The 22,146-nt window shown below is 62.4% G+C and carries 26 protein-coding genes; 11 read left to right on the forward strand and 15 right to left on the reverse strand.

The features are described 5' to 3' along the window. Positions 1-31: 31 nt before the first annotated feature. Genes ACVC7O_RS00935 through ACVC7O_RS00950 form a run of 4 tightly spaced genes read right to left on the reverse strand, consistent with a single transcriptional unit; the run spans position 32 to position 2,469 of the window. On the reverse strand, positions 32-808 hold the full coding sequence (locus ACVC7O_RS00935) for an HpcH/HpaI aldolase family protein (protein ID WP_458324233.1): 777 nt from the start codon (positions 806-808) through the stop codon (positions 32-34). Between the two features lie 32 nt (positions 809-840). Further along, complete coding sequence (gene bluB / locus ACVC7O_RS00940; RefSeq protein WP_458324234.1) at positions 841-1,464, reverse strand: 5,6-dimethylbenzimidazole synthase; 624 nt, start codon at positions 1,462-1,464, stop codon at positions 841-843. Between the two features lie 41 nt (positions 1,465-1,505). Continuing rightward, the gene (locus tag ACVC7O_RS00945; RefSeq protein ID WP_458326136.1) at positions 1,506-2,180 is read right to left on the reverse strand and encodes a winged helix-turn-helix domain-containing protein; all 675 of its coding nucleotides are present in this window, start codon (positions 2,178-2,180) and stop codon (positions 1,506-1,508) included. A gap of 1 nt (position 2,181) precedes the next feature. Continuing rightward, positions 2,182-2,469, reverse strand: coding sequence for a hypothetical protein (locus tag ACVC7O_RS00950; protein WP_458324235.1), 288 nt, complete (start codon positions 2,467-2,469; stop codon positions 2,182-2,184). 176 nt (positions 2,470-2,645) lie between these two features. Here ACVC7O_RS00950 and ACVC7O_RS00955 point away from each other — a divergent pair, with 176 nt between their 5' ends. From ACVC7O_RS00955 to ACVC7O_RS00975, 5 genes are all read left to right on the forward strand, one after another. After that, on the forward strand, positions 2,646-3,137 hold the full coding sequence (locus ACVC7O_RS00955) for a hypothetical protein (protein WP_458324236.1): 492 nt from the start codon (positions 2,646-2,648) through the stop codon (positions 3,135-3,137). 171 nt (positions 3,138-3,308) lie between these two features. Beyond that, positions 3,309-3,938 (forward strand): ribonuclease HII, encoded by a 630-nt coding sequence (locus tag ACVC7O_RS00960; protein ID WP_458324237.1) that lies wholly within the window; start codon positions 3,309-3,311, stop codon positions 3,936-3,938. Between the two features lie 90 nt (positions 3,939-4,028). Then, positions 4,029-5,123 (forward strand): DNA methyltransferase, encoded by a 1,095-nt coding sequence (locus tag ACVC7O_RS00965; protein ID WP_458324238.1) that lies wholly within the window; start codon positions 4,029-4,031, stop codon positions 5,121-5,123. Positions 5,124-5,261: 138 nt separating this feature from the next. Then, positions 5,262-5,822, forward strand: coding sequence for a TetR/AcrR family transcriptional regulator (locus tag ACVC7O_RS00970; protein ID WP_458324239.1), 561 nt, complete (start codon positions 5,262-5,264; stop codon positions 5,820-5,822). A gap of 42 nt (positions 5,823-5,864) precedes the next feature. Beyond that, the gene (locus ACVC7O_RS00975; protein ID WP_458324240.1) at positions 5,865-6,617 is read left to right on the forward strand and encodes an SDR family NAD(P)-dependent oxidoreductase; all 753 of its coding nucleotides are present in this window, start codon (positions 5,865-5,867) and stop codon (positions 6,615-6,617) included. Positions 6,618-6,659: 42 nt separating this feature from the next. Here ACVC7O_RS00975 and ACVC7O_RS00980 read toward each other — a convergent pair whose 3' ends face one another. The 3 genes from ACVC7O_RS00980 to mutY all read right to left on the reverse strand — a co-directional run bounded on the left by ACVC7O_RS00980 (position 6,660) and on the right by mutY (position 9,450). Beyond that, positions 6,660-7,085, reverse strand: coding sequence for a response regulator (locus ACVC7O_RS00980; RefSeq protein ID WP_458324241.1), 426 nt, complete (start codon positions 7,083-7,085; stop codon positions 6,660-6,662). A gap of 69 nt (positions 7,086-7,154) precedes the next feature. After that, a complete protein-coding gene (locus tag ACVC7O_RS00985; protein WP_458324242.1) occupies positions 7,155-8,306 on the reverse strand; it encodes an alkane 1-monooxygenase in 1,152 nt (383 codons plus the stop codon). Between the two features lie 67 nt (positions 8,307-8,373). Next, positions 8,374-9,450, reverse strand: coding sequence for an A/G-specific adenine glycosylase (mutY, locus tag ACVC7O_RS00990; protein WP_458324243.1), 1,077 nt, complete (start codon positions 9,448-9,450; stop codon positions 8,374-8,376). 84 nt (positions 9,451-9,534) lie between these two features. Here mutY and ACVC7O_RS00995 point away from each other — a divergent pair, with 84 nt between their 5' ends. Both ACVC7O_RS00995 and ACVC7O_RS01000 read left to right on the forward strand, forming a co-directional pair. Next, positions 9,535-10,044, forward strand: coding sequence for a DUF721 domain-containing protein (locus tag ACVC7O_RS00995; RefSeq protein ID WP_458324244.1), 510 nt, complete (start codon positions 9,535-9,537; stop codon positions 10,042-10,044). Positions 10,045-10,057: 13 nt separating this feature from the next. After that, positions 10,058-10,735, forward strand: a complete 678-nt coding sequence (locus ACVC7O_RS01000; RefSeq protein WP_458324245.1) for a DsbA family protein — start codon at positions 10,058-10,060, stop codon at positions 10,733-10,735. An 89-nt stretch (positions 10,736-10,824) separates the two neighbouring features. Here ACVC7O_RS01000 and lpxK read toward each other — a convergent pair whose 3' ends face one another. From lpxK to ACVC7O_RS01030, 6 genes are all read right to left on the reverse strand, one after another. Further along, entirely contained in the window at positions 10,825-11,817 is a 993-nt protein-coding gene (gene lpxK, locus ACVC7O_RS01005; protein WP_458324246.1) for a tetraacyldisaccharide 4'-kinase, read from the reverse strand. After that, complete coding sequence (locus ACVC7O_RS01010) at positions 11,804-13,051, reverse strand: 3-deoxy-D-manno-octulosonic acid transferase (RefSeq protein WP_458324247.1); 1,248 nt, start codon at positions 13,049-13,051, stop codon at positions 11,804-11,806. Before ACVC7O_RS01010 ends, lpxK begins: the two co-directional genes overlap by 14 nt. 6 nt (positions 13,052-13,057) lie before the next feature. Continuing rightward, positions 13,058-13,300 (reverse strand): DUF4170 domain-containing protein, encoded by a 243-nt coding sequence (locus ACVC7O_RS01015; RefSeq protein WP_458324248.1) that lies wholly within the window; start codon positions 13,298-13,300, stop codon positions 13,058-13,060. Between the two features lie 57 nt (positions 13,301-13,357). Beyond that, complete coding sequence (locus tag ACVC7O_RS01020; protein WP_458324249.1) at positions 13,358-14,143, reverse strand: inositol monophosphatase family protein; 786 nt, start codon at positions 14,141-14,143, stop codon at positions 13,358-13,360. Beyond that, entirely contained in the window at positions 14,130-15,476 is a 1,347-nt protein-coding gene (locus ACVC7O_RS01025) for a TldD/PmbA family protein (protein WP_458324250.1), read from the reverse strand. The genes ACVC7O_RS01020 and ACVC7O_RS01025 overlap by 14 nt, the downstream gene beginning before the upstream one ends. 122 nt (positions 15,477-15,598) lie before the next feature. Then, the gene (locus ACVC7O_RS01030) at positions 15,599-17,122 is read right to left on the reverse strand and encodes a DUF2125 domain-containing protein (RefSeq protein WP_458324251.1); all 1,524 of its coding nucleotides are present in this window, start codon (positions 17,120-17,122) and stop codon (positions 15,599-15,601) included. A 128-nt stretch (positions 17,123-17,250) separates the two neighbouring features. Here ACVC7O_RS01030 and ACVC7O_RS01035 point away from each other — a divergent pair, with 128 nt between their 5' ends. Beyond that, a complete protein-coding gene (locus ACVC7O_RS01035; protein ID WP_458324252.1) occupies positions 17,251-18,000 on the forward strand; it encodes an SDR family oxidoreductase in 750 nt (249 codons plus the stop codon). Next, complete coding sequence (locus ACVC7O_RS01040; RefSeq protein WP_458324253.1) at positions 17,997-18,641, forward strand: enoyl-CoA hydratase/isomerase family protein; 645 nt, start codon at positions 17,997-17,999, stop codon at positions 18,639-18,641. The genes ACVC7O_RS01035 and ACVC7O_RS01040 overlap by 4 nt, the downstream gene beginning before the upstream one ends. On the opposite strand, the gene ACVC7O_RS01045 is transcribed toward ACVC7O_RS01040, so the two are convergent. Continuing rightward, on the reverse strand, positions 18,609-18,902 hold the full coding sequence (locus tag ACVC7O_RS01045) for an HNH endonuclease (protein ID WP_458324254.1): 294 nt from the start codon (positions 18,900-18,902) through the stop codon (positions 18,609-18,611). The two genes, ACVC7O_RS01040 and ACVC7O_RS01045, sit on opposite strands and share 33 nt — an antisense overlap. 73 nt (positions 18,903-18,975) lie before the next feature. Between ACVC7O_RS01045 and ACVC7O_RS01050 the strand changes: the two genes are divergently transcribed. Together ACVC7O_RS01050 and ACVC7O_RS01055 are read left to right on the forward strand one after the other, a co-directional pair. Beyond that, entirely contained in the window at positions 18,976-20,310 is a 1,335-nt protein-coding gene (locus ACVC7O_RS01050) for a mechanosensitive ion channel family protein (RefSeq protein ID WP_458324255.1), read from the forward strand. Further along, positions 20,307-21,491 (forward strand): TIGR03862 family flavoprotein, encoded by a 1,185-nt coding sequence (locus ACVC7O_RS01055; protein WP_458324256.1) that lies wholly within the window; start codon positions 20,307-20,309, stop codon positions 21,489-21,491. The genes ACVC7O_RS01050 and ACVC7O_RS01055 overlap by 4 nt, the downstream gene beginning before the upstream one ends. Here the strand turns inward: ACVC7O_RS01055 and ACVC7O_RS01060 are convergent. After that, positions 21,470-22,054 carry a glutathione S-transferase family protein gene (locus tag ACVC7O_RS01060; RefSeq protein WP_458324257.1) on the reverse strand — a complete coding sequence of 195 codons (585 nt, stop codon included), beginning with the start codon at positions 22,052-22,054 and terminating at the stop codon, positions 21,470-21,472. The genes ACVC7O_RS01055 and ACVC7O_RS01060 overlap by 22 nt on opposite strands. Positions 22,055-22,146 lie beyond the last annotated feature (92 nt).

A 22,146-nucleotide genomic window follows, 5' to 3' on the forward strand; every position in this document is an offset into this window, starting at 1 on the left:
TTATACGCATGGGCGGTTAAGGGAAAGGGCCTCAGCCGGTCTTGGCCTTCCATTTGGCGCTGACGGCCTTGGCGGAGTTGAGCAGCAGCGCAATGTCCATGGCCACGGCAACAAAGCGGGCGCCAGCGTCAAGCGAGGCCTGGATCATCTCGTCATTGGGTGTGAGGATACCCGCCGCCTTGCCGCTGTCGCTGATCTGCTTGAGGGCGGCGAGGATCGTGGCCTGCATGTCAGGGTGATTGGTATGACCAAGATAGCCCATGCTCGCAGAGAGATCGGCGGGGCCGATGAAGACACCATCGACGCCCTCAACGGCCAGGATCTCATCGAGATTGCCGAGGCCGGTCTTTGTCTCCACCTGCACCAGCAGACAGATTTGCGCGTCCGCCGTTGGGCCGTAATTCTCCATCTGCCCGAAGTTCGACACGCGGCCCACCGCATAGCCGACGCCGCGGGTGCCATGGGGCGGGTAGTGGCAGGCGCGCACCAACTCACGTGCCTGTTCGGCTGTCTCAACGATGGGCACAAGGATGGTCTGCGCTCCGGCGTCCAGCACTTGCTTGATGATCCAGGTCTCACCGATTGGTACGCGCACCACCGGGTGGCTGGGGCTGCCTTTGAGCGCGACAAGCTGGTCGCGGATCGAGCGGATGTCGTTGGGTGAATGCTCCCCGTCGATCAGCAGCCAATCATACCCAGCGCAGCCGAGGATTTCCGCGGTGATGCCTTCGGCAAGGCTCATCCAGCAGCCAAGCTGGGTTTCGCCCTCGGCGAGGGCTTTCTTGAATGTATTTGTTGGCGCGGGCATGGGTCCTCCTTTGTGCGATGCGGTTGTGTCGGTCAGCGCGTTTGCCAGGGGGCGGCGGTGTTTTCCTGCCAGCCGGTTTGATGCAAGAGCGGTGTGTCGGACATATCCTCAGCATAGCCAAGACATAGGTAGCCGGTGAGGGACCAGTCAGCCGGGGTCTCCAGCGCACTCTCCACGGCGGCAGGGTCGAGGATCGACACCCAGCCGACACCGAGGTTCTCTGCCCGCGCGGCAAGCCAGAGCGTGTGTATCGCCATCACGGTCGAATAGCTGAGCATCTCCGGCATGGTCTGGCGTCCGAGGCCTTTGCCCTCTTTGACTGCATGATCTGTGAAAACCGCCAGATGCACGGGTGCTTCGCGCAGGCCTGCCAATTTCAATCTGACATATTTTTGCCGGTCTGGCGGGGCATAGGCCGCAGCTGCTTCGCGATTACAGGCCTCGAAACTCTCGATCACGGCGGCACGGCGATCTGCGCTCTCCACCCGGATCACGCGCCAGGGCCTCGCGTTGCCGACCGAGGGCGACAGGTCCATGCGGGCGCGCAGCCTGTCGAGCACCGCCTCTGAAACCGGTTCGGTCCGGAAATGCCGTACGTCGCGCCGCCATGTCAGCAACTCGTCCAATGCATCCCGATGCGTGCTGGTCAATTCCACGTCGTGTTTCCCTGTTACGGGCAGATGCCCGCCAGAGGCTCTTAAATCACTTTGATCACGTCCTTGTCGATGGCCAGCATATAGCCGCGACGCGCGATGTTCTTGACCAATAGCTCGGCGACGATCTGATTGCCTAGAGTATCACGCAACCGTTTGATGCGCGTTGCACCCGCGGCCTCCTCGCAGTCCGTGGGACTGCGGCCCGAGATCATACCCTCGATTTCCGACCCCGAAAGCACGTCGTCATCCATGCGCGCCTCGGCCAGCACCGACATGGTTTCCATTGCCGCATCGGTTAGCTTGAAGCCAAGGTTGTTGAGATAGACGGTGTTTTCCTCACGGCTGATCAGCAGGGAGTTCACCTGAATCCCTGCGCGTTCGATCTGGGCCACGCGGCGGTTCACGTTGACCAGCATGACCAGAAACACCAACGCCGCGGTCAGCATGGCCGTCGCAAACACAAGCAGCACGAAGATCACCAGCCGGTAGCTCATCAGGGTGTCGGAAAATGCCGTGCCCGACTGCGCAAGGATCTCGAGCAGCTTGACCTCGGCCTGCGTGGTCAGGTCGTCATTCTCGATGAACAGCTGTTCCACGCGGGCATTGAACGCATTGCCGTCCGGCAGCGCCCAGAACATCAGCCCTGCCGCGATCAGCAGGACAAGCACGATGGCAGCTATTCCAAAGACAACAATCCGCGCGCCGGAACGACGCATGTCAGAAGCGGAGGAAGTTTGCTCCTGCACTCTGTTTCCTTTCTTCCAGCCCGCTTTCGTCGAAGACCGAGACAACATTTAGCAGGGTCCATCCGCGTGCAGCCAGCCGTGCTTCCAGCTCCGCCTTGGCCCCGCCCATCGAACACTGCGAGATCTCCGCAACACCATAATGCAGCCGCAGGGGGTTGTCCTGCTTGGCCTTGTAATCCGCGTAGCATCCGGCGGTGAGACCCGCCTGCGGCACTGCCAAAGCCAGGATCAGGCCTGCGATGAGGGCTGTGTGTTTCATGACGTGATCCTGCGCGCGAGACCTAAGATATTCAATAACAAAAAGGGCTTGGCGCAGATGTTATCGGATAACTGCGAGCTGATATTGCCTGTCTGACCGGGGTGGGCCCAGGTTGATCGGGACACGACCGCTGGCACCGTTCGAGGGGTCACAAGATCAGGACAGGGAGTAACCCCATGCACCGCAAGTTCATCGTCACCATCGTTGCAGCCGCCCTTGCGGTAACGGCCATCGGCACCGCACCCGCCCGCGCCGATGACGACGCACTCCGCGCCTTGGCTGCTATCGCGGGCCTCGCGATTGTCGGCAAGGTGATCCACGACCGCAACAAGCGGAAGGCTGAGCAACACAGTGTGTCGCGCAACAGCGCACCGATCTACGAGTACAACCCGAACCGGTATCGTAGCAATCGTGTAATCGACATCAAGCCTCGCCCCCTGCCGCATCGGGCGAACCGCAGGCTGCTGCCCGGGGATTGCCTGAGATCAGTGCAAACCTGGGATGGGCGTGTCCGCTACTTTGGCAAGCGGTGCCTGGAGCGCAACTACCGTTATGTCGATCGCCTGCCACAGCAGTGTGCTGTGCGGTTTCGTGGCGAGGATCGGTCTCGCAGGGGCTACGAGGCACGCTGCCTGAACCGCGCAGGCTATAAATTGGCCCGCCAGTGACGGCGGGTCGATACAAGGTCGGAGGGCTCCCCTGAACCGGCCTTGACCTAGAAGGGGGCGTTCGGGCGCTCCCTTCCTTTTCTTAACCAGTGCCGCGCGCTCTCCTTCGGGAGGGCGCGTTTTTCCGTGGAATGGGGTTGCGCCGATAGGCGGATCGTCGGATCAGAAGACATGGGACCTGACTTTGAATTCGAACGCGCAGCCTATGCAAAGGGTGCTATGCGGGTTGCAGGGGTCGATGAGGTCGGTCGCGGGCCACTGGCCGGGCCGGTCACGGCGGCTGCCGTCGTGCTCGACCCGGATCGGATTCCAGAGGGGCTCAATGATTCCAAGCAACTGTCGATCAAGAAGCGTGTGTTTCTCGCGGAGCAGCTGATGGACTGTGCAGAGGTGTCGGTGGCACACGCCTCTGTCGAAGAGATAGAGCAACACAACATCCTGCGGGCAAGCCATATCGCGATGCAGCGCGCGCTCGCCGGCTTGCCCAACGCCGCCGATCATGTGCTCATTGACGGATCGATGGTGCCCCGTGGTCTGAACATCTCGGCTCTGCCGATCCCGAAGGGTGACACCCGTTGTCTGTCGATTTCTGCGGCCTCGATTGTAGCCAAGATCGCCCGTGACAAGCTGATGGTGGATTTGGCGCAACAGCACCCCGGCTATGGCTGGGAGACCAACATGGGTTATGGATCGAAAAGCCACATCTCGGCGCTTCAAAATCTCGGGCCGACCCCACACCATAGACGAACGTTCAAGCCGGTCCACAATATGTTGTATCAAGATAAAATCGTAAAGCCTTGATTCAAAAAAGAATTTGACCGCGAATCGCCTTTGACTCATTCTGGCTTCAACCAACGAGTGCATGAAGCACCGGGACAGAGGCAGATACCGATGACGAAGACCAAAGGCGCCGCGGCGCTTCCTTTGAACACGATTCTGGATGGCGATTGCATCGAGGTCATGAACGCCCTGCCCGCAGCGTCCATCGACCTGATTTTTGCCGACCCCCCTTACAATCTGCAGCTAAAGGGGGAGTTGCATCGCCCGGACAATTCCCGCGTCGATGCTGTGGACGATCATTGGGACCAGTTCTCTAGTTTTGCGGCCTATGATCGGTTTACGCGCGACTGGCTCAAGGCGACCCGGCGCCTGCTGAAGCCCGATGGGGCGATCTGGGTGATCGGAAGCTATCATAACATCTTCCGTGTGGGTTCCGCGTTGCAGGATGCGGGCTTCTGGATCTTGAACGATGTGGTTTGGCGTAAGTCGAACCCGATGCCGAACTTTCGCGGAAAGCGGTTCACGAACGCCCATGAGACAATGATCTGGGCGGGCAAGTCCGAGGAGAGCAAATATACCTTCAACTACGAAGCGCTGAAGGCGCTGAATGAAGGGATCCAGATGCGCTCGGACTGGGTGCTGCCGATCTGCAATGGGCATGAGCGGTTGAAAGACGACAAGGGCGAAAAGGCCCACCCGACGCAAAAGCCGGAAGGGTTGCTGCACCGGGTACTTGTGGGCTCGACCAATCCGGGCGACGTTGTGCTTGACCCGTTCTTTGGCACGGGGACCACGGGCGCTGTTGCCAAGATGTTGGGCCGTGAGTTCATCGGGATCGAGCGGGAAGCAGCATACCGTAACGTGGCAGAGAAGCGGATTTCCAAGGTGCGCAAGTTTGATCGCGAGGCGCTGCAGGTCTCGACATCGAAACGCGCTGAACCACGCGTGCCGTTTGGTCAACTGGTGGAACGCGGGATGCTGCGGCCGGGCGAAGAGCTCTATTCCCCGCGTGGCCACATCGCCAAGGTGCGCGCTGATGGCACACTGATCGGAAACGATGTGAAGGGTTCGATCCACCAGGTTGGAGCTCATCTGGAAGGCGCGCCGAGCTGTAATGGCTGGACCTATTGGACCTTTAAACAGGATGGCAAGAAGGTGCCCATCGACGTGCTTCGCCAGCAGATCCGGTCGGAAATGGCCAATTGATTTAGAGACTTACCGAACACCGCCGGTGCCTGCGGCCTTCTGAACAAGGCTGCCTTCAATAGGCACACACCTGAACCTCGCCCTTTGTGGCGAGGTTTTTTTCTTGACGGGGGTGGAGCTACCTACTACTTGGTAGGCATGGACATGAAAACCACTCTCCTCGATACGGCCGAGCGCTTCGCACGCAAACGCGGGTTTGATGCCTTCAGCTATGCGGACCTGTCGCGCGAGGTGGGAATCCGTAAGGCGAGCATTCATCACCATTTCCCGACCAAGGCAGATTTGGCCGCCGCGTTGGTGACCCGGTACCGGGAAGACTTCATGGCGTCGCTGAGCAAAATCGAGCAGATCGAACCCAATGCCGGTGCGCAGCTGGCGGCTTACTTCAAGCTCTACAAGGCTGCCATGGATGGGGGTGCGCAGGTCTGTTTGTGCGTCTCGTTCAGCGTCAGTCTCAACAGCTTCGATGCCTTGGTGGTGCGCCAGATCAACCGATTTCATGCCGAGAGTCTGGCCTGGCTCGAGCGGGTGTTCGAACGTGGGCAAGCAGATGGGACAATCTCTGGTGCAAGTGATCCCGCGATGGAGGCGCATGCCTGCTTGGCGGTCGCCGAAGGCGCGCAGCTTATTGCGCGGGCAAGCGGCGAGATGGGCGACTTTGATGCCGCGATCAGCGCGACAGCGGGGCGCGCTCGCTAAAAAATTTGAATCCAAAACCAACCAACTAGTAGGAAGATACTCATGTTTGATAACAAGACAGTGATCGTAACTGGTGGTGCCTCTGGCATCGGCAAAGAGGTCGCAAGCCGCCTTGCGCAGGCCGGGGCCCATGTGATCATCAATGGGCGCGATACGGAGAAGCTGGATCGGGTCGCTGCCGAGATCGGCGCCACTGCCATCGCGGGTGATATTGCAGATGTCGCCACGGCCGATCGGGTCGTGGCAAAGGCCGAGCAGACCTTTGGCGGCGTCGACATCCTGATCAACAACGCGGGCATCTTTGCGCCCAAGCCGTTTCTCGAGCAGACCGAGGCTGAATATGACGCCTTTGTTGACACCATTCTGAAGGGCAAGTTCTTCATGGCGCAGGCGGCGGCCAAATCCATGGTCCGGCGCGGCGGTGGCGCGATTGTACAGACCGGCTCCATGTGGGCACTGCAGGCAATTGGTGCGACGCCCTCTGCGGCTTACTCAGCAGCGAATGCGGGCGTGCACCAGATGGTGCGCAACCTCGCGCTCGAGCTGGCCGAGCACCATATCCGTATCAACGCGGTGGCGCCTGCCGTGGTCGAGACGCCCGTCTACAATACGTTCATGTCCGACGAGGAGGTCGCCGCGACGCTGCCGGGTTTTAACGCGTTCCACCCGCTTGGGCGGAACGGGCAGCCGAAAGATATCGCTGAGGCGATCCTGTTCCTGGCGTCAGACAAGGCGTCCTGGATCACGGGGACCGTGCTGCCGGTTGATGGTGGTGTCATGGCAGGCCGAAACTAGAGTGACGTCGCAGGGCCTGCGCCCTTGCGCAGGCTCCACACCTCAGCCTGCCCGCTTCGGTCGTGCGTTGTGATTGAGTGCCGCGTGGATATAGCGCGCGCCGAAATCCGATTTGTTCACAACATGGATCACACCCGCCGATTGCGCTTTGTCGAACATGAACGGCGTGGGCCAATCACTGACCATCACGATCGGAATTTTCGAGAAATCCGGGTTTGTCGAGAGCTCCAGCGCAAAATTTGCGCCCGTTCCGTCTGGCAGATGGTTGTCGAGCAGGATGATGCTCGTCTGATACCGCGCCATGTGTTCACGCGCTTCTTCAATCGTCGCGGCCACGGCCACAAAGACATCCTTGAAGCTTTTCTCGAGGATGCGTTTGATCCGCTCCTGATCAAAGACACTGTCTTCGACGATCAGGCATGTCTTGGTCGACGCCCCGATTTGAAGTGCTGCATTTTGCTGCGGCATTGTCTGCTCTCACGTGAAACCACCTGAGCGGGACCTTACCCCAATAATGCTTAAGATATGGTGTTCGCCCTACCGCGGCATCGGGTTTTGGGCTCGGTTGTAGGCGACCCAATCGGTGATCTCCGGGTAGTAGGTCTGTCGCCAGCGGCGCACCCTCGGGTTCATGATACGCCGCCACAAAGGGGGCATCATCGCCGCCATGGTCATGATCGGATAGCCATAGGGCAACTGCGGCGCTTCGTCGTCGGAATAGGTCTGCAGGACAGGAAAGCGCCGGTCGGGCTTGAAGTGGTGGTCCGAGTGGCGCTGCAGGTTGATCAGCAGCCAGTTCGACATCTTGTGATCCGCGTTCCAAGAATGCTGCGGTTTCACATGTTCGTATCTGCCGTCGCCGAGGTGTTTGCGCGTCAATCCGTAGTGTTCGATGTAGTTCACCAACTCCAGCTGCCAGATCGCGGTTCCGGCCTGTACCAGGAACAGGGCAAGCCCAGACCAGCCCCCCAGAACCAGAGCCAGCGCCAGGAACAGGCCTTGCAACGCCCAATAGCGGAAAAACGGATTCGAGCGGTGATGCCAGCGCAGCCCCTTGCGCGCAAGCATCTGTTTTTCTGCGGTAAATGCCGACTGAAGTGACTGGCGCAATACCCTGGGATAAAAGCGATGAAAACCTTCGTTATAGCGCGCGGTCACGGCGTCCTTGGGGGTGCCGACATAGCGGTGATGCACCAGCAGGTGTTCCGAGCGGAAATGCGAATAGAGCACCATCGCAAGCAGGATATCGGCCATCCAGCGCTCGGTCTTGTTTTTCTGGTGCATCAATTCGTGGCTGTAATTGATCCCGATCGTGCCCGTGATCACGCCGACACCGAAGAACATCACGACCCGCTCGACGGTGCTCAGGTGCTCGGCTTGCGGCACGTACCAGATTAGGCTGAAGAGCAGGCAAAACTGTACCGGTGCCCAGATCAGTGTGATGGCCCGGTACCAAAAGAGATGCTGCTCGGGCGTTTGCGGGTCGGCATTGCTGGTCTCATGACCAAACAGGGCATCGAGCGCGGAGAAGAGAAACCATGTGAGCACAGGCAGGAGCGCCACCGTCCAGCCGCCCTGTGTCGCACTGACCCAGGCGATAGGCACCAGCAACAGCGACACCCAGAAGGGTGCTGCGCGCGTGGGGCGCATCAGGTCAGCGAGGGGCACTGTCGGTTGGCTTTGTGTCATGCTCGGTTCTCTCGGCTTGTCCCAGTCTAGGCCAGCCGGGTTTATCCTTCCAAGTGTGACGTAACGCTTAAAGGTGGCTTCGTGCGAGATCGAAAGCCTTGCGCATCACCGTGGGCAAATCGCTCGGGCGGAAGTCGCTGGAGGCGACGAAACGACAGCGTGTGGGGGTAGCGGTGTTGTCGAGTGTGGCGATCCGGACTTCCAGCCTCAGATGGAAATGCGTGAAGGTGTGCCGGACCTCGGCGCTCAAGGCCTCCCAGTCGCTATCTGCGGGCGGTGATACATCTGCCAAGGCGACGCCGCTGTCGACCCAATCGGTGCCGGGCCAGCCCAACATGCCGCCCAAGAGGCCTGTCTCTGGCCGGGTTTCGAGCAGCCAGGCGCCATCCGTCCGGCGGGCAATGAAGGTGATACCGTGGCGGGTCGGCTTGGTTTTCTTGGGCGTTTTCCGCGGCAGGTCGGGCGCCGTGCCAAGCGCGCGCGCTTGGCACGGCGCCTGCCACGGACAGATGCCGCAGGCCGGTGATTTCGGGGTGCAGATCGTGGCGCCGAGGTCCATCACCGCCTGCGCATAGTCGCCTGGGCGCGCTCCTGGCGTCAGCGTATCTGCGAGGGCCATGAGTTCCGGTTTTGCGGCTGGAAGGGGTGTGTGCACATCGTGCAGGCGTGCCATCACACGTTCAACATTTCCGTCAAGCACGGTGTGGCGCAGATCAAAAGCGATCGAGGCAATGGCCGCCGCCGTATAGGGCCCGATACCTGGAAGCTTCAGCAAGGCGGCATGATCTGCAGGGAACTCACCGCCATGGTCGGCCACGACTGCGCGCGCGCATTTCAGAAGGTTCCGCGCCCGCGCATAGTATCCGAGGCCCGCCCATTCGCCCATCACGTCGGCGTCGTCCGCCGCTGCCAAATCCCCGACGGTCGGCCAGCGCGCGGTGAAACGGTGGAAATAGTCCTTGACCGCCGCAACTGTCGTTTGCTGCAGCATGACCTCCGACATCCAGACGCGGTAAGGGTCGGGCCGTTCGCCAGCCTTGCGCGCGGCGGGCGACACCCGCCATGGCATGGTGCGCGCATGTACGTCGTACCACTCCAGCAGCGCGGCGTTCAAATCTTCGGGAGCATGGGTCAGGTCACGCAATGTTTATGATTGTCCATCTGCTTTGTCTGGTTGATGGCGCCGCGGCAGGCTATGCTGAGCCATCCAATTCTCGAGAAGATAGTGATGTCCCGCAGACGTGCCAGTACAAAAGGATTTACCCGCACGGCCAGCCTGCTCACCGGCCGGATCCGAGCGGCCTCCGAAAGCCGGGGATTCGCTCAAAGCCGTCTGCTGACCCATTGGGCCGAGGTTGTGGGTGTGGATATCGCTGCGATCTCACGCCCGGTGGAGGTCAGCTATGGCCGCAGCGGCATGGGTGCGACGCTCACGCTTCTGACCACCGGTGCCCAGGCGCCTATGCTGGAGATGCAGAAAGAACAGATGCGCGCGAAGGTGAACGCGGTCTATGGCTACAACGCCATTGCACGGATACGCATCACTCAGACGGCGGCGACGGGGTTTGCTGAAGGGCAAGTGGCCTTCGAGGCAGCGACGCCCGCCAAAGAGGAGCGGCCTGTTGATCCGACCATCCGGAAACAGGCGCAAGAGACTGCAGAACCCGTCCAGGACGCCGCACTCCGTGATGCGCTGACCCGTCTGGGCGAGAACATACTGACGAAGACAAACCGTTGAAAAGGAAACGCTGATGTCGCGACTGATGATTATCTCTGCCGCTGTGGCTGTGCTTGGGGTTGGGGCGTATTTCGTCACATCGCCAGGGCCGTCCTCGTCGGTGTCACCTGCCGATCCTCTGGGTGCAGCCTATGCGCAGGGCACGGAAGCCGAGATCGACACCTCAACCATTGCCGAGATGAGCCTCGGCAATCCCGACGCGCCGGTGACCGTGATCGAATATGCCTCCTTCACCTGCCCGCATTGTGCAAGCTTCCATGCGGGGCCGTACAAGCAGCTGAAGGCGGACTATATCGACACGGGCAAGATCAACTTCGTCTATCGCGAGGTGTATTTCGACCGGTTCGGCCTCTGGGCGTCGATGATCGCGCGCTGCGCGGGCACGCCGCAGAGCTTCTTTGGCATGACGGATCTCATCTACGCGCAACAGTCGAGCTGGGCGCGCGCCGGGGAGCCAACGGCCATCGTGGGAGAGCTGCGCCGGATCGGTGCTTTGGCCGGGTTGGATAGCGAGACCATGGAAGCCTGTTTGCAGGATGGCGACAATGCCCGCACGCTTGTGGCCTGGTATCAGGAGAACGCTGAAGAGCACGGCATCGACAGCACGCCGAGCTTCGTGATCAACGGTCAGAGGTACTCCAACATGTCCTATGACGAGATGGCGTCTCTGATCGACGCAGCGGCAGAGTAAGACATCGTACATCTGAAACTGAGAGAGCGGCGCCTTCGGCGCCCTTTTTCGTATCGGAAGCCGTTGCCGACGTCTGGGTCGGCGCGACTCTAAGGCTTGGGCAAAGCGTCGAGTTTTGCAAACAAGGCGTTCTGATCATCCTCGAACGTGAGCCGGACCGGCAGCGTAATGACTTTCGTGCGGAAGGTCGTTGGCAGGCGCACGGCGTCCTTCTCGGTTGTCACAAGTTGCGCACCGCGGGCCTTCGCATCGGCCTCCAGACGCGCCATCAGGGCTGGGGTGAGCGGCTGGTGATCTTCCAGCGCTTCAGCATGCACCACGTCCGCGCCGAGCGACCGGAGCGTGGCAAAGAACTTTTCCGGATGGCCGATCCCCGCAAAGGCCACCACGCGCTCATCTGCCCAATCCATACCGGTCTGCAAAGGGGTCAGCTCTGCAGTGACCCGGGGCACGCGGGGGCTGCTGGGAAGCTGGAAGCGTTGCTGAGCGGTGGCGTCGCCCAGGCTCAACAGCACGTCCGCTCGCGCGAGACCTGCCTCGATTGGCTCGCGCAGTGGTCCAGCAGGCAGACAGCGCCCGTTGCCGAAACCCCGCTGTGCGTCCACCACCAGGATGCTCAGATCTTTGTGCAGCGCGGGGTTCTGAAAGCCATCGTCCAGCACCACGACACTTGCACCCGCAGCCTCGGCCGCGCGCCCGCCCGCCGCCCGGTCTTGCGCCACCCAGACCTCGGCGAAGGCCGCCAGCAGCAGTGGCTCGTCCCCCACATCGGCGGCGGTATGCTGTGTGGGATCCACCTGAACCGGGCCGGTCAACCGCCCGCCATACCCGCGCGTCACCACATGGGGTGTGTGAAACGCGCTACCGAGCCGCTCGAGCACGGCCACGACCGTGGGGGTCTTCCCCGTTCCGCCCGCATTGATGTTGCCTACGCAGACAACCGGTATCCCGAGCCGTTCGGGCTCGGTCTTTGACAGACGCCGCGCGGTCGCCTGGCCGTAAGCCCAGCCGAGCGGGCTCAGCAGGCGCGCCAGAAGTCCGGGCCGGTCGGTTGCGTTGAACCAGAAGTCAGGCGCGCGCATTCTTCTGCTCCAGCCGGGCATCGAGCGTGTCTTCCACCAGCTCGATCACCCGGTCGGTCAACTCGGCGCCGTGGCTGATTACATCCCAACCGGCATGGGCCATCGCAGCGGCTTGATCGGGGGCGATGAGCCGGGTGATGGCAGCCCCAAGCGTTTGGGCGTCTCTTACGATTCGCGCGGCCCCGGCATTGGCGAGACGGGTGTAGAACGGCAGGTAGCGCCGCACGTTCGGCCCATAAAGCACCGCCGAGCCCAAGGCCGCTGCCTCAAACGGGTTACAGCCGCCGTGACCAGGCGAGAGTGAGCTGCCGAGAAAGGAAACCGGTGCGAGGCGGTAAAAGAGGCCAAGGTCATCGGCATCTTCCGCGACCATGACCTGGGTCGTTTCACTGGGCTCGCCAAGAGAGGACCAGGTGCTGACGCGAAAGCCTTCCAGCGCCGCCTTCTCCGATATCCGGGCCACCTCGTCGCGCAATGCAGGCTGCAGGATCAGCAGCAGCCTGTGGGAATAGCGCAGCGCATGGCGGTGGGCCGCAAAGATCACATCGGTTTCCTCGTCGCGTACGGCCGTGGCCAGCCAGACCGGGCGCCCGCCCAATGTCGTGATCATGTCGGTGAGGTCGGTCTCATCGCAGGGCAGCGCCTGACCACCCGCCTGCAGGGGCGGTGTGACCTCAATGTCGCTGCGCCGCAGACCGAGTTGTTCCAGCCGTGTTGCAGCCTGATTGGAGCGGGCCATCAGGGCGACGAACTCAGTCAGAAGCTCCCGTGTGAGATCCGGCAACCAGCGGTCCCGCCGTCCGTCGAACCCGCCGGTATCCGCATCTATGAGCACCATCGGGCAACCCTGTGCGCGCGTTTCATGCACCAGCGTCGGACGCAGACGCCCCCAGGCCCAGATGCACATGTCGGGTGCCCAATGCTGGAGAAACTTGCCCACCGCCGAGGGATGCTCGGACGGCAGTTCCTCCAGATGCACAAACTCGGTCTTGGGGCTCGTGGTGCGGGCGGCGTCGAGACTGTCGCGATCAGGAAGGGTGATCAGCACCTGCAGCCTGTTGCGCGCCGCGCAAAGCCTCTGGGCGAGGTCCTGAAGCGCCAGAAGGTTGCTCGCTTCGGCGGCATGCAGCCAGACGAGTTCACCGTCGGGGCGTGTGCCGGATGGGGTGAAAGATCGAGCCGCTGACCTGCGTGACAGCGCCCGATACGCCGCCATGCTGAAAGAGCGGCCCATGGCCCGTTAGCCCAGTTCTTCGGTCGCAGAGGCCGCTGTCTCTTCGTCCCGCAAGCGGTGCAGATGCGCAATGAAGTACCGCATGTGCGCGTTGTCGACCGTCCGCTGCGCCTCGGATTTCCAGGCGTTGAACGCGGTGGCATAGTCCGGGAAAATCCCAACGATATGAATGTCATCCACATTCTTGAACGTATTGCGGGCGGGGTCGACCAATTCGCCCCCGAAGACGAGATGCAGCCGTTGCGTCATGGGTTTTATCCTTTGAAACGGAGAGTTGGCGGAATGTCGCGTGTCTGGGGGCCGGGGTCAAGGCGCGTCGGGCGCAAGTGCTGCAAGCACTTCGCCGTGCAGATGGGGCCCTGCTGCGATAACACCGTTGAGCTGCGGCGTGGCATTGTTGAAGCGCAGCGGCGCGCCAGACTTGTCGGTACAGATGCCACCCGCTTCTGTCACGATGAGGGCGCCTGCGGCGATATCCCATTCCCAGCTGGGGCGGAAGGTGAGCATGGCGTCAAATCGCGCTTCGGCCACCAACCCGAGCCGATAGGCCAGCGAGGGGCGGTGCGAGCGGTGGAACGCGGGCTCACCCGAGGCCCAGTGGCGCGGCTCCATCACCGGCTTGGCGGCCAGCACCTCCGCCACGTCGAGATCGCCCGCGTCGGAGGCCGTGAGCGGGGTGCCGTTGCAAAACGCACCTCGACCCAGCGCAGCGGTATAGAGCTTGTCGCGAAGCGGCAGATACACCGCCGCCGCCGTGATCTGACCGCGGTGCGAGACGGCCACGGAATGCGCCCAGGTCCGCGAGCCTTCCACAAAGCTCCGGGTGCCGTCGATGGGATCGATGATGAAGAGCGTTTCCTGGTCGAGCCTCTCGGCACTGTCTTCGCTCTCCTCCGACAACCAGCCGTAGTCGGGACGCGCCCCCCGTAACGTCTGCTCCAGCGCGGTGTTCACCGCCAGATCGGCCTCGGTCACCGGCCCTGCATTCCCGGGTTTGTCCCAGCTCTGCGCCTCCTTGCCGACAAACCCGGTGGCCACACGGCCTGCCAACCGGATTGCATCGGTGATGAGCGCGAGGTCAGTTTCCTGCAAGGGTCATTCCCGAGACCAGCAGCGAAGGCACGACACGGCTCAGGTGCGGGCGCGCGTCATTGGCGGGCACGAGACTGCGCAGCATGTCGCGCAGGTTGCCCGCGATGGTGCATTCGTTGATCGCGTGGGTGATCTCGCCATTTTCGACCCAATGGCCCGCCGCACCACGGGAATAGTCCCCCGTGTTTGGGTTGATCGTCGAGCCGATCATCGAGGTCACCAGCAGCCCGGTGCCCATGTCACGGATCAGGTCCGCACGGCTTGCTTCGCCTTGGGTCAGCGCCACATTCCACGTGGTGGGCGATGGGCCGGACGACGTGCCTCGCCCGGCGTTTGCGGTCGACGGCATCCCCAGCTTGCGTCCGGTGGCCAGATCCAGCGTCCAGCCGGTCAGCACGCCATTCTTGACAATGTGGCGGGAGTGGGTGGGCAGACCTTCCGCATCAAAAGGGCGCGAGGAGGCTGCCCGCGGGCGATGTGGGTCTTCAAAGAGCGACAACTCTGCAGGCAGGACAGCCTCGCCCATGGCATCGCGCAACCAGGATGCGCCGCGCGCGATGGAGGCGCCGTTCGCTGCGACCAGAAGGTGGCCGATCAAGGTCGATGCGACCCTCTCGTCAAAGAGCACGGGGTAGCTGCCCGTCGGCGGTTTGCGCGCATCGAGCCGTTGCACGGCGCGTTCCGCCGCGCGACGTCCAATTTCGTGCGCATCACGCAGGTCGGACTGAAAGGTTCGGCTGTCGCCATCCACATCCCGCTCCATCGCGGCGCCGGTCCCGGCGATTGCCACGCAGGAGAGCGCACGCCGAGTGCGGCTGTACCCGCCTGAAAACCCGTTCGTCGCCGCAAGATGCATGTGTTGTGCCGAATACCCGGCGGAGGCCGATTGCACTTGGGTAATGCCCGCATTCTCAAGTGCTGCGGCTTCTGCTGCCTCAGCGTCGTTCTGCAGATCCTCCGGTGACGGCTCCGCAGTCGGGTCATGTAATTCGAGCGCGGAGGCGTCGAAGTCCTGTGCCAATTGGCGGGGATCAGCGAGACCGGCATGCGGGTCTTCTGGCGCCTCCTGCGCCATGGCAACCGCCCGCACCGCCATCTCAGTCAGGGTCGCTGCGCGGATATCCGAGGCGGAGACGGTCGCGCTACGCTGCCCCACGAACACCCGCAGACCGAGGTCGATACCCTCGGCCCGCTCCGCCTGTTCCAGCACGCCCGCGCGCACGTCGATATTGAGAGAGGTACCCTGAACCACAACCGCATCGGCGGCATCGGCTCCGGCGGTGCGGGCCGCGTCGAGCAATTGGGCGGTCAGGTCCTCGGGAGGGGGTGTCATGCAGTCAGCTCCATTTCAATGCCACGTCAGGTAGCGGGCCGATGGGTGTCCTGCAAGGCAAGACCGCAAAAAGGGGCGCCCGATGCGCCCCTTCGATGCCTGTTCTGCTGCGTTGGCGCGCCCTATTGGATGCGCTGGCCGTTTGCGAGAACATGGCCTTGATCGTTGATCTCGATCTTGGAGTTCAGCGTATCAGGCTCATCGCCTGGCACTGCGAGCAGGCCCATCATCATCCGCGCGCCCATGGCTTGGTCCTCGGGCAGGAGCCCGATGCCAACCAGCTTGTCGATCAGCGCGTTGGCCCCGGTCAGCGTCAGATCCGCGGCCCCTGTTGGTTTTGGTGGACCATCGGGCGCGGAGTTATCGAAGGTAAAGGCGCCTTCGCCGTTGAGCTCAGCTCCCGCGACGCTGATTTGCAGGCGATTGATATCGACCGAGTCGATTTCCGCCGGTGTCACGGTGGGGCTGCCCGACATCACCGCGCCTGACGGGTCGAGGAAGTCAAAGAGCAGCCGCGCCTTGCCCGCAAGGTCCAGAACAATGGTCGCGGGGTCGCGCGGCAGCTGCTGGCCCGGATCGAAGATAGACCAGAGCGCTTCGGACATCGAGAAGTCGTTGAAGGCGAAGCCCACGGCAAAGTCCTGCATCTCTTCTGACTTTTGCAAAGGCATGGCGAGGTTGAAGCGGGCGTTGTCCATATCGAGCGCCAGAGGCAGTGGCAGCTGGTCGCCCGACATCGCCACCTGCAGCTCGTTCTGATCGCCCGAATACTCAAGCCCCTCGGCCCCCATGGTCACGTTGAGTGTCCCGCCAGCTGAGGACGTCTGAGCGGCAAAGGTCGGGGTGCCGTTTTCGACAACGCTCATCTTGGAGGCTCCGCCCGAATAGCCAAAGGTGCCATCCGCCGTCATCCCTGCCGCCAGAAGCGCCGACATGTCCGTTGCCTGAACAACGGCAAGCGGTAAGGCGCTGCTGCCCGTGAAATTCAGCCCGTCGATGGTGCTGCTGAAGTCGAAATCACCGGAGCCCTCGGGATCGTTGAAACTGATCTCGTAAGCGGCGGCCTGGGCGATCATGTTCTGGTCATAGGCGCGCTTGCCACCGACGGTCGATTGGGTTGTTCCCGACAGCCCGCTCAGCAACAGGCGGCCGGCTGCGTCCTCGTTGCTGACCGCCTCGCCATCCACCGTCAGGCCGGTCATCACCATCTCGATGCTCTCTGCGGCATAGGTGCTGGTCATGTCGGTGGGCACGCCCGTCACAACCATGTCCATGGCTGTGGTGCGGATTTCCATATCGATATCGACGTCCGAGGCGGAAGGGTCTTTCAACTCGACGTCGAAGGCGACTGTCTCGGGATAGATCACATTGACCGACCCATCGTCATTTTCCCGAAAATCCAGCCGCTCGACACGCATGACCATAGAGCTGCCGTCGCCCAGATCCGGAGCGGTCATCTCGATGTCTTCAACGGTCAGCGTATCACCTGATTGGGTCTCGGTCGCGGTCATCTCGTAGCCGACGCCGGTCATGTAGGCCTGCCAATCCGCCCAGACGTCCTGGGCGGTGACGTCGGCCTGCGCCGTGCCTGCCAGAAGCAGGGCAACCGAAAGGCCTGTGCTTGTACGGATACCAAGAAAAGTCATGCTTTTGTCCTTATCACCAACAATTGCGCGCATGGTCTGCGAAGGCTTGGGGATGGTCAAGGGGAAGTGGCTCTGGACCCGCCTGCCTTGGCCCTCTACGACTCGGGCAAAGAAAGGGAGTGATGCTGATGGATATGACGGGAAAGACAGTTCTGATCACCGGGGCGAGCCGCGGCATCGGGGCAGAGACAGCGCGTGTTTTTGCCAAGGCTGGAGCCAATGTGGCGCTTGTGGCGCGGGGTCAGTCGCAGATTGCGGATCTGGCGGGCGAGATCGGCCAGCAGGCCATCGCGATCCCCTGCAACGTGGCGAGCAATCGCGAGGTGAGTGCGGCAGTCGAGACCACGGTCGACACCTTTGGCGGGCTCGACGTGCTGATCAATAACGCAGGTGTGATCGAGCCGATTTCGCATCTGAGCACTTCGGACGTCGACGCCTGGGGCGACGTGATCGATATCAACCTCAAGGGCGTCTACTATGGGATGCGCGCGGCGGTGCCGGTGATGAAGGCCGCAGGCGGCGGGTCGGTGCTGACGATCAGCTCGGGTGCTGCCCACGGGCCGGTGGAGGCCTGGAGCCACTATTGCGCGTCGAAGGCGGCGGTGAATATGCTGACCCGCTGCCTTGACCGCGAAGAGGCGGAGCATGGCATTCGTGCCATGGGGCTGTCGCCCGGCACCGTGGCCACCCAGATGCAGCGCGAGATTAAGGCAAGCGGTGTGAACCCCGTGAGTCAGCTGGACTGGGATGTGCACATCCCGGCGGACTGGCCAGCGCGGGCGCTTTTGTGGATGTGCAGCCCCGAGGCCGACGATTGGTGCGGGCAGGAGATTTCCCTGCGCGATGAGGACATCCGCCGCAAGGCGGGGCTCATATGATCGACATTGATCGCGACGGGGGGATCTGGACGATCACGCTGAACCGGCCCGAGAAGGCCAACGCGCTGACCGAAGAGATGCTAAGGGACCTGACGGAAGCGATGCGCGCCGCGCAGGAGGGGCGCGCGGTGATTTTGACTGGCACCGGCAAGGTCTTCAGCGCGGGTGCAGATCTCGAGGCGGCACGCGCCGGGCTTGCGACCTCACCCGCATGGGAAGAACTGTCGGCGGCGGTGGCCAGCCTGCCCGGGCTCTCAATCGCCGCATTGAATGGTACGCTGGCGGGCGGGGCCATGGGTATGGCGCTGGCCTGCGACATGCGGATTGCCGTGCCGACGGCCCGATTTTTCTACCCGGTGATGAAGCTGGGGTTCCTGCCGCAACCCAGTGATCCACCGCGCATGGCGACCCTCATCGGACCGGCGCGGACCAAGCTGATCTTGATGGGCGGTCAGAAGATCGATGCCGACGAGGCCCTGCGTTTTGGTTTGATCGACCGGATTGTGCCTGCCGACGATCTGCTGGCACATGCGCGCTCGCTCACCGAGGATACGGTGGCCGCCAAGCCAGAGTTGGCGCGACAGATCAAGGATATGTGTCATTCGCCCCTATCGCTTGCGCCGCCCGCCGGGCACTTTTGATAGGAACCCCGGGGGCCGTTTCCGCACCCAGGCGATGAATTTCTGCAGACGCGGATGAGCGCGCAATGCGTCCACCGTTGCATAGTCGCGGGCCAGTTCCGCTTCGGTGAGCGTCGCATGGATTTCCCGATGGCAGATGTGATGCAGCAGCACGGTCGGCCCGCCCTTGCCGCCTTTCAGCTTGGGGATGAGGTGATGCAGGCTCTGTTTCACGTCCCTCGGGATCGGGCGATCACAGAGAGGGCAGATTGGGTCGGACATCTGGACTTGCTCCGGCAGGCGGTGACAGGCAAGACTTTAGGCGTCACCCAGGGGATGAAAAGAGGGCGTTTGAGTGGAATTTGACCTCGCCGCACAGCCGGAGATCGTGCAGCAGGCGGCGGAATATGTGCTGATCGGGTGGGACCTGGCCAAGTCCTGGGCGCTGAGCCCCGCGGCCTGGTCGCAGTTCGCGCTGCTGATCGTCGCCTATCTGCTCGCCGTCCTGGTGGCCCGGCGCCTACGTGGCCTGCTGGGTCGGGTTTTGGCCCCACCGGACGGGTCCGACAGCCTGCTATCGCAGGCGCGGCGCGCCATGTTGCTGGGCTTGCCGCTGCTTCTGCCACTGCTGGCCTATTTCTTTACCGCTGTGGGCGAAAGCGTCGTGCGGTCGCTCTTTGACAGCGGCGCGGTGATTGCGTTCGGCAAGCGGTTTTTCATGTTCCTCGCGGTACGCACGCTGGTGCGCGAGATCATCTCCGATCCTTTCCTCAAGCTGCTGGGCCGCTATGTGCTGCTGCCGATTGCGGCGCTCTATACGGTTGGGTTGCTCGATCCGCTTGTGGTGAAACTCAACGAGATGACGGTGACGCTGGGCAACATCTCCTTCTCGGTGATGTCGCTGGTGCGTGGTGTGATCGCGGGCGGTGTTCTGTTCTGGCTCGGCGGCTGGTCCACCCGCCAAACCTCGCAATTCATCGAGGCGCAGCAGGACATGCGCCCGTCGCTGCGGCAACTCATGGCCAAGGCCATCGAGTTTGCCATCTTCGCTGTCGCCTTCCTGCTGCTCTTGAACATCATGGGCATCAACCTCAGCGCGCTGGCCGTCATCGGGGGTGCGATTGGTGTCGGTCTCGGGTTTGGCCTCCAGAAAATCGCGTCGAACTTCATTTCCGGTGTGATCCTGCTGATCGAGGGGCAGGCAACCGTTGGCGATTACGTCGAGCTCGATGGGGGCGAAGCAGGGCAGATCGTGAAAATGACCGCGCGCGCAGCGATCCTCGAGACCTTCGATGGCCGCTGGATCGTGGTGCCGAACGAGGATTTCATCACCACGCGGGTGGTGAATTACTCCGACAGCGGTTCGGCCAACCGCTATGAGGCGCCGTTCTCAGTCAGCTACGACACGGATATCAACGCAGTGCCGCCGATCATCGAGGCGGCGGTGGCGAAGCACCCGGATGTGCTCGACGCACCCTATCCACCCGATTGCGAGCTGCGAGGCTTCGGCGACAGTGGCATCGATTTCGCGGTGGAGTTCTGGGTCAACGGGCTCGATGACGGGCCGAACAAATACACCTCGGACGTATTGTTCCTCATCTGGAATGCGTTGAAAGACAACGGCATCGAGATCCCCTATCCGCACCGGGTGGTCGAGTTCAAAGGGGACGCCCCGCAGGTCTCCGGGTGAGCCATGCCCTCGTGATTGGCGGGGGACCTGCCGGGTTGATGGCAGCGGAGGAGCTGGCCGCTGCCGGTTTGCGCGTCACGGTCTGCGAGGCCAAGCCGTCCGTCGGACGCAAGTTCCTGATGGCGGGCAAATCCGGGCTCAACCTCGCCAAGGACGAACCGCTGGACGCGATGTTGCCGCGCTACTTCGAAGCCTCTGACCTGTTGCGCCCGTGTCTGACCGCTTTCGACGCGCAGGCAGTCCAGGATTGGGCGCGGGGCTTGGGCCAAGAAGTGTTCACGGGGTCAACCGGGCGTGTCTTTCCGCGTGCCATGAAAGCCTCGCCTTTGCTGCGGGCGTGGTTGCGGCGGCTGAACGATGCCGGTGTGGTCTTGCGCACCAATATGCGCTGGCGTGGTTGGCAGGACGGAGACGCGGTTTTCGATGGCCCCGATGGCGGGGCTCTGATCGCCGCTGATGTGACTGTGCTGGCTCTGGGCGGGGCGAGCTGGGCGCGGCTTGGCTCGGACGGTGCCTGGGCGGACATCCTTGCCGCCCAGGGCGTCCAACTGGCTGGCTTTGCACCGTCCAATGTCGGGGTGCAGATTGCGTGGTCGGATCACATGTTAAAGCGCGCGGGACAGGCCTTGAAGGGTGTGCACTTCACTGCGGGACCGATGTCGTCGCGTGGCGAGGCCGTGATCAGCGAAACCGGGTTGGAAGGCGGTGGCATCTACGAGATCAGCCGCGCCATTCGGCACGGCGAAGAGCTTGTCTTGGACCTGCTGCCCGATCTTGAAGTTGCAGAGGTGGAGAGGCGGCTCTCGCGCAGTCGTGGCAAGGCGAGCCTTTCCACACATCTGCGCAAGACGCTGAAACTGGACCCGGTCAAACTCGCCCTGGCGCAAGAGATGGCGCGGCCCTTGCCGACGGACCCCGCAGCGCTGGCTCAGGTGTTGAAACGGCTTCCGCTCGACCATCAGGGGCTGCGTCCGATGGACCAGGCGATCTCGGTTGCCGGGGGGGTCCAGTTTGACGCCCTGACGCCGGAGTTGATGCTAAAGCGGATACCCGGCGTCTTCTGTGCCGGTGAAATGCTGGACTGGGAGGCGCCGACCGGGGGCTACCTCATCAACGCCTGTCTGGCCACCGGGCGTTGGGCGGGCCGGGCTGCCGCGGCCTACGCTGCCGAGGCCGCCTGAAACGCTGGCCGCTCTCGCAAAGCCTTGCCGTAGTGGAAGAGCTTGTCATCCGTGCGCGGGAACTTGGCGCCAATGGCCCAATTCAGACAGTGACAGGCAAGGATATCGGGCAGGGTGATCTCGTCTCCCATCAGGAACGGGCCATCGAGCCGCGCTGACAAGGTGGCCGCGGAGCGCTCGAACTCGAACTTCAGCGCATCCTTGACCGCAGGCACCCGCCTGTCTTCGGGAAGGACGAAGCTGTGCTTGGCCGCCGACCAGAGAATCGCGTCGAACTCGTCGATGAGCCACAGGGTCAAGGCGTCCTGATGCGCCCGGGCAACGGTGCCCGCGGGAGCCGTCAACTTGCCGTGTTTGTCTGCGAGATAGGTCATGATTGCGACGGAATCGGTCAGAACGGCATCGCCATCAACAAGGGCGGGGATTTTGCCCAGCGGGTTGTATCTCAACGCCTCGTCACTCCGCGCACCCGCCTCGATGTGCTGGTAAGGCTCGCTCATTTCCTGCAGCATCCAGAGAACGCGAAACGCGCGGGATTTGGTGGCGCCGATGACTTTGTACATGACCTTAGCACTCCTGCGAAAAATGGGTCACCGGCACCATTCCACGCATGGCAGCGGCTGACAACTCTTGCCAGAATCTGTCAGTGGCCTAT

This window comes from Roseobacter cerffii (assembly GCF_054226325.1).

What these genes read in the sequence shown, in the direction of transcription:
- ACVC7O_RS00950 (WP_458324235.1), bottom strand. Translation starts at nt 2,469, where the DNA reads ATGAAACACACAGCCCTCATCGCAGGCCTGATCCTGGCTTTGGCAGTG.
- ACVC7O_RS00935 (WP_458324233.1), bottom strand. Translation starts at nt 808, where the DNA reads ATGCCCGCGCCAACAAATACATTCAAGAAAGCCCTCGCCGAGGGCGAA.
- ACVC7O_RS00955 (WP_458324236.1), top strand. Translation starts at nt 2,646, where the DNA reads ATGCACCGCAAGTTCATCGTCACCATCGTTGCAGCCGCCCTTGCGGTA.
- ACVC7O_RS00945 (WP_458326136.1), bottom strand. Translation starts at nt 2,180, where the DNA reads ATGCGTCGTTCCGGCGCGCGGATTGTTGTCTTTGGAATAGCTGCCATC.
- ACVC7O_RS01045 (WP_458324254.1), bottom strand. Translation starts at nt 18,902, where the DNA reads ATGTCCGACCCAATCTGCCCTCTCTGTGATCGCCCGATCCCGAGGGAC.
- lpxK (WP_458324246.1), bottom strand. Translation starts at nt 11,817, where the DNA reads ATGCGCGCGCCTGACTTCTGGTTCAACGCAACCGACCGGCCCGGACTT.
- ACVC7O_RS00995 (WP_458324244.1), top strand. Translation starts at nt 9,535, where the DNA reads ATGTCCCGCAGACGTGCCAGTACAAAAGGATTTACCCGCACGGCCAGC.
- ACVC7O_RS00965 (WP_458324238.1), top strand. Translation starts at nt 4,029, where the DNA reads ATGACGAAGACCAAAGGCGCCGCGGCGCTTCCTTTGAACACGATTCTG.
- ACVC7O_RS01010 (WP_458324247.1), bottom strand. Translation starts at nt 13,051, where the DNA reads ATGGGCCGCTCTTTCAGCATGGCGGCGTATCGGGCGCTGTCACGCAGG.
- ACVC7O_RS00985 (WP_458324242.1), bottom strand. Translation starts at nt 8,306, where the DNA reads ATGACACAAAGCCAACCGACAGTGCCCCTCGCTGACCTGATGCGCCCC.
- ACVC7O_RS00980 (WP_458324241.1), bottom strand. Translation starts at nt 7,085, where the DNA reads ATGCCGCAGCAAAATGCAGCACTTCAAATCGGGGCGTCGACCAAGACA.
- ACVC7O_RS01035 (WP_458324252.1), top strand. Translation starts at nt 17,251, where the DNA reads ATGGATATGACGGGAAAGACAGTTCTGATCACCGGGGCGAGCCGCGGC.
- ACVC7O_RS01025 (WP_458324250.1), bottom strand. Translation starts at nt 15,476, where the DNA reads ATGACACCCCCTCCCGAGGACCTGACCGCCCAATTGCTCGACGCGGCC.
- ACVC7O_RS01040 (WP_458324253.1), top strand. Translation starts at nt 17,997, where the DNA reads ATGATCGACATTGATCGCGACGGGGGGATCTGGACGATCACGCTGAAC.
- ACVC7O_RS01000 (WP_458324245.1), top strand. Translation starts at nt 10,058, where the DNA reads ATGTCGCGACTGATGATTATCTCTGCCGCTGTGGCTGTGCTTGGGGTT.
- ACVC7O_RS00970 (WP_458324239.1), top strand. Translation starts at nt 5,262, where the DNA reads ATGGACATGAAAACCACTCTCCTCGATACGGCCGAGCGCTTCGCACGC.
- ACVC7O_RS01060 (WP_458324257.1), bottom strand. Translation starts at nt 22,054, where the DNA reads ATGTACAAAGTCATCGGCGCCACCAAATCCCGCGCGTTTCGCGTTCTC.
- ACVC7O_RS01030 (WP_458324251.1), bottom strand. Translation starts at nt 17,122, where the DNA reads ATGACTTTTCTTGGTATCCGTACAAGCACAGGCCTTTCGGTTGCCCTG.
- ACVC7O_RS00960 (WP_458324237.1), top strand. Translation starts at nt 3,309, where the DNA reads ATGGGACCTGACTTTGAATTCGAACGCGCAGCCTATGCAAAGGGTGCT.
- ACVC7O_RS01015 (WP_458324248.1), bottom strand. Translation starts at nt 13,300, where the DNA reads ATGACGCAACGGCTGCATCTCGTCTTCGGGGGCGAATTGGTCGACCCC.
- ACVC7O_RS00975 (WP_458324240.1), top strand. Translation starts at nt 5,865, where the DNA reads ATGTTTGATAACAAGACAGTGATCGTAACTGGTGGTGCCTCTGGCATC.